The organism is Chryseobacterium sp. FR054 (assembly GCF_056844565.1).
On the sequence record NZ_JBXDSA010000010.1, the window covers coordinates 1 to 5,559 of the forward strand.

The 5,559-nt window shown below is 46.8% G+C and carries 2 tRNA genes and 3 rRNA genes; all 5 read left to right on the top strand.

From position 1 onward, the window contains the following. The first annotated feature begins 200 nt into the window (after positions 1-200). Positions 201-1,717 (top strand): 16S ribosomal RNA (locus AC106S_RS23945). A 221-nt stretch (positions 1,718-1,938) separates the two neighbouring features. Then, positions 1,939-2,012: transfer RNA gene (locus AC106S_RS23950), tRNA-Ile, on the top strand. Positions 2,013-2,106: 94 nt separating this feature from the next. After that, positions 2,107-2,180 (top strand) — tRNA-Ala (locus AC106S_RS23955). A 282-nt stretch (positions 2,181-2,462) separates the two neighbouring features. Continuing rightward, positions 2,463-5,219 (top strand): 23S ribosomal RNA (locus tag AC106S_RS23960). A gap of 153 nt (positions 5,220-5,372) precedes the next feature. Next, a 5S ribosomal RNA gene (rrf, locus tag AC106S_RS23965) occupies positions 5,373-5,480 on the top strand. The 16S, 23S and 5S rRNA genes sit together here with 2 tRNA genes alongside, the layout of an rRNA operon. Positions 5,481-5,559: the final 79 nt, after the last annotated feature.

Sequence of the window (5,559 nt, forward strand, 5' to 3'; positions counted from 1 at the left end):
AAAAAAACTTTAAAATTTTCTTCAAAACATTTGGTCATTACGAAATAAGTTATTACTTTTGCACTCGCAAATACGGAACGAAACGACAGAAAGTAGTGAAGTATGAAAGCGGAAGATATAAAGATCATTGACATACAATATAACAACCAAGTAAGGAAAAACTAAAGCGTTAAAAAACTTTGAGTGAGTCAGACAAACATACAATGGAGAGTTTGATCCTGGCTCAGGATGAACGCTAGCGGGAGGCCTAACACATGCAAGCCGAGCGGTATGGATCTTTCGGGATCCAGAGAGCGGCGTACGGGTGCGGAACACGTGTGCAACCTGCCTTTATCAGGGGGATAGCCTTTCGAAAGGAAGATTAATACCCCATAATATTTAGAATGGCATCATTTTAAATTGAAAACTCCGGTGGATAGAGATGGGCACGCGCAAGATTAGATAGTTGGTGAGGTAACGGCTCACCAAGTCTGCGATCTTTAGGGGGCCTGAGAGGGTGATCCCCCACACTGGTACTGAGACACGGACCAGACTCCTACGGGAGGCAGCAGTGAGGAATATTGGACAATGGGTGAGAGCCTGATCCAGCCATCCCGCGTGAAGGATGACGGCCCTATGGGTTGTAAACTTCTTTTGTATAGGGATAAACCTACCCTCGTGAGGGTAGCTGAAGGTACTATACGAATAAGCACCGGCTAACTCCGTGCCAGCAGCCGCGGTAATACGGAGGGTGCAAGCGTTATCCGGATTTATTGGGTTTAAAGGGTCCGTAGGCGGATCTGTAAGTCAGTGGTGAAATCTCACAGCTTAACTGTGAAACTGCCATTGATACTGCAGGTCTTGAGTGTTGTTGAAGTAGCTGGAATAAGTAGTGTAGCGGTGAAATGCATAGATATTACTTAGAACACCAATTGCGAAGGCAGGTTACTAAGCAACAACTGACGCTGATGGACGAAAGCGTGGGGAGCGAACAGGATTAGATACCCTGGTAGTCCACGCCGTAAACGATGCTAACTCGTTTTTGGTATTTCGGTATCAGAGACTAAGCGAAAGTGATAAGTTAGCCACCTGGGGAGTACGTTCGCAAGAATGAAACTCAAAGGAATTGACGGGGGCCCGCACAAGCGGTGGATTATGTGGTTTAATTCGATGATACGCGAGGAACCTTACCAAGGCTTAAATGGGAAATGACAGGTTTAGAAATAGACTTTTCTTCGGACATTTTTCAAGGTGCTGCATGGTTGTCGTCAGCTCGTGCCGTGAGGTGTTAGGTTAAGTCCTGCAACGAGCGCAACCCCTGTCACTAGTTGCCATCATTAAGTTGGGGACTCTAGTGAGACTGCCTACGCAAGTAGAGAGGAAGGTGGGGATGACGTCAAATCATCACGGCCCTTACGCCTTGGGCCACACACGTAATACAATGGCCGGTACAGAGGGCAGCTACACAGCGATGTGATGCAAATCTCGAAAGCCGGTCTCAGTTCGGATTGGAGTCTGCAACTCGACTCTATGAAGCTGGAATCGCTAGTAATCGCGCATCAGCCATGGCGCGGTGAATACGTTCCCGGGCCTTGTACACACCGCCCGTCAAGCCATGGAAGTCTGGGGTACCTGAAGTCGGTGACCGTAACAGGAGCTGCCTAGGGTAAAACAGGTAACTAGGGCTAAGTCGTAACAAGGTAGCCGTACCGGAAGGTGCGGCTGGAACATCTCATTTTAGAGCGTTGAAGAACGTAAAACAAAATTAGTATCGCAAGATACAGCACTTACTTAAAGTTCCAGCTTTAGTTTTTTATTTGGTTGCTATATATAAATACAACACCCACTAGAAATTAGTAAAGGGATAGAGAGACAAGAGATTATAGAATTTGAAATTTGAAGTTCGAGATTTGAAGTTCAGAATATCAAATATCAAATAATGAATCTCAAATCTAACAGAGTCTCGTAGCTCAGCTGGTTAGAGCGCTACACTGATAATGTAGAGGTCGGCAGTTCGAGCCTGCCCGAGACTACTAATTAAGTGATTTGAAATTGAAAATTTGAAATTTGAAATTCGTTACGTATGAATATCCAATCTCAAAGTTCAAATCTCAAATCAACCTAGAGGGGGAATTAGCTCAGCTGGCTAGAGCGCCTGCCTTGCACGCAGGAGGTCAAGGGTTCGACTCCCTTATTCTCCACATCGTTACTTAGAAGTAACAAGAATAGAAGATATTTATAAAAAGACAAAGGATTATAGCCGATAGGGGCTAGAGCGTCCCGATTTGGATCGGGAAGGTCAAGGGTTCGACTCCCTTATTCTCCACAGTTTTAGAAGACTGATTTAAAAGTTACGAATGGAGCCAACAACAACATTTGTTCATCAGTCGGAAAGAAAGACAATAAGATCATTGACATTAACGGTAAAGACATCACAAAGAGAAAACCGAGCGTATAAAAGCGCTTGAGTAACCAAAAATAGGAAAGAAATCGTTAAGGGCGTATGGCGGATGCCTAGGCTTTCAGAGGCGACGAAGGACGTGGTAAGCTGCGAAAAGCTGCGGGGATTGGCACACACGAATTGATCCGCAGATGTCCGAATGGGGCAACCCGGCATGTTGAAGACATGTCACCTCGTAAGAGGAGCAAACCCGGAGAACTGAAACATCTAAGTACCCGGAGGAAAAGAAATCGAAGAGATTCCGTAAGTAGTGGCGAGCGAAAGCGGATTAGCCCAAAAGTCTTTATATATTTAGAAGAACGTTCTGGAAAGAACGGCCGAAGACGGTGATAGCCCGGTATTCGAAAGGTATATTTGGATGATAAATGAGTATGGCGGGACACGTGAAATCCTGTCTGAATATGGGGGGACCATCCTCCAAGGCTAAATACTCCTGAAAGACCGATAGTGAACAAGTACTGTGAAGGAAAGGTGAAAAGCACTTCGAATAGAAGGGTGAAATAGAACCTGAAACCGTACGCCTACAAGCGGTCGGAGCAGCATTATGCTGTGACGGCGTGCCTTTTGCATAATGAGCCTACGAGTTAATTTTACTAGCGAGGTTAAGGTATTCAGTACCGGAGCCGTAGCGAAAGCGAGTCTGAATAGGGCGCATAGTTAGTAGGATTAGACGCGAAACCTTGTGATCTACCCATGGGCAGGTTGAAGCTCTGGTAACACAGAGTGGAGGACCGAACCGGTTGACGTTGAAAAGTCTTCGGATGACCTGTGGGTAGGGGTGAAAGGCCAATCAAACTGGGAGATAGCTCGTACTCTCCGAAATGCATTTAGGTGCAGCGTCGATGTTAAGTTTATTAGAGGTAGAGCTACTGATTGGATGCGGGGGTTTCACCGCCTACCAATTCCTGACAAACTCCGAATGCTAATAAATGTTCGTCGGCAGTGAGGGCATGGGTGCTAAGGTCCATGTCCGAGAGGGAAAGAACCCAGACCACCAGCTAAGGTCCCCAAATATATGTTAAGTTGAAGCAACGCGGTTGGACTGCATTGACAGCTAGGATGTTGGCTTGGAAGCAGCCATTCATTTAAAGAGTGCGTAACAGCTCACTAGTCGAGCGGTCCGGCATGGATAATAATCGGGCATAAACATATTACCGAAGCTATGGATTTGTATTTTATATACATCTGGTAGGAGAGCATTCTATTTGCGCCGAAGCAGTACTGTGAGGTATTGTGGAGCGGATAGAAAAGAAAATGTAGGCATAAGTAACGATAAAGGGGGCGAGAAACCCCCTCACCGAAAGACTAAGGTTTCCTCAGCCATGCTAATCAGCTGAGGGTTAGTCGGGACCTAACGCGAACCCGAAAGGGGTAGTGGATGGACACAGGGTTAATATTCCCTGACTTGCTCAAGAATAAAGGGGACGGTTGGATGTAGCTGCTGGAGACTGACGGAATAGTCAAGGCCTAGCCTTCGGGCGAAGCTGCTGTAGTGTAATCCGATCCAAGAAAAGCCGAATTGAAGCAACCCGTACCAAAACCGACACAGGTAGTCGAGGAGAGAATCCTAAGGTGCTCGAGTGAGTCGTGGCTAAGGAACTAGGCAAAATAGTCTCGTAACTTCGGAAGAAGAGACGCCATCAGCAATGGTGGCCGCAGTGAAGAGGCCCAGGCGACTGTTTATCAAAAACACAGGACTCTGCTAAATCGAAAGATGCTGTATAGGGTCTGACACCTGCCCGGTGCTGGAAGGTTAAGGAAGGTGCTTAGAGGTAACTCGAAGGCATTAACTGAAGCCCCAGTAAACGGCGGCCGTAACTATAACGGTCCTAAGGTAGCGAAATTCCTTGTCGGGTAAGTTCCGACCTGCACGAATGGTGTAACGATCTGGGCACTGTCTCAGCCACGAGCTCGGTGAAATTGTAGTATCGGTGAAGATGCCGATTACCCGCAATGGGACGAAAAGACCCTGTGAACCTTTACTATAACTTCGTATTGACTTTGAGTAAGTAATGTGTAGGATAGGTGGGAGGCTTTGAAGCAGGCACGCTAGTGTTTGTGGAGCCGTCGTTGAAATACCACCCTTTACTTACTTGGAGCCTAACTTCTTTCAGAAGGACATTGCGTGGTGGGTAGTTTGACTGGGGTGGTCGCCTCCAAAAGAGTAACGGAGGCTTTCAAAGGTACCCTCAGCACGCTTGGTAACCGTGCGTAGAGTGTAATGGCATAAGGGTGCTTGACTGTGAGACCTACAAGTCGATCAGGTGCGAAAGCAGGACATAGTGATCCGGTGGTTCCGTATGGAAGGGCCATCGCTCATAGGATAAAAGGTACTCCGGGGATAACAGGCTAGTCTCCCCCAAGAGCTCACATCGACGGGGAGGTTCGGCACCTCGATGTCGGCTCGTCACATCCTGGGGCTGGAGAAGGTCCCAAGGGTTGGGCTGTTCGCCCATTAAAGTGGCACGCGAGCTGGGTTCAGAACGTCGTGAGACAGTTCGGTCTCTATCTATTGCGGGCGTTAGATGTTTGAGAGGGCTTGATTCTAGTACGAGAGGACCGAATTGAACAAACCTCTGGTGTATCAGTTGTACCGCCAGGTGCACCGCTGAGTAGCTATGTTTGGAAGAGATAAGCACTGAAAGCATATAAGTGCGAAACTCGCCTCAAGATGAGACATCTTTTAAGGGTCGTGGGAGATGACCACGTTGATAGGCTACAGGTGTAAAGCTGGTAACAGCATAGCCGAGTAGTACTAATTACCCGTAGATTTATAGCCTATGGTTGCTATAATACAAGCCTTTTATACGCATTGAAGGTTTTGTCTTTGTGAAAGTTTTTATCGCTTAAAAACGCAATTGGCATAAAGAAGTCAGCGATTGGTAAAAATCCAAAAGCCAGTCTCAAAAAGCCAAAAGCTATATACAACCTTTAGGGTGGTTTTAGCGGTGGGGCTCACCTGTTCCCATTCCGAACACAGAAGTTAAGCCCACCAGCGCCGATGGTACTGCTAACGCGGGAGAGTAGGCCGCCGCCAGTTTTTATATTATTAGAAAGTCTCATACAGTGATGTGTGAGACTTTTTTTTGTTATATACCCGGCTGTATGAGTAAAGTAAT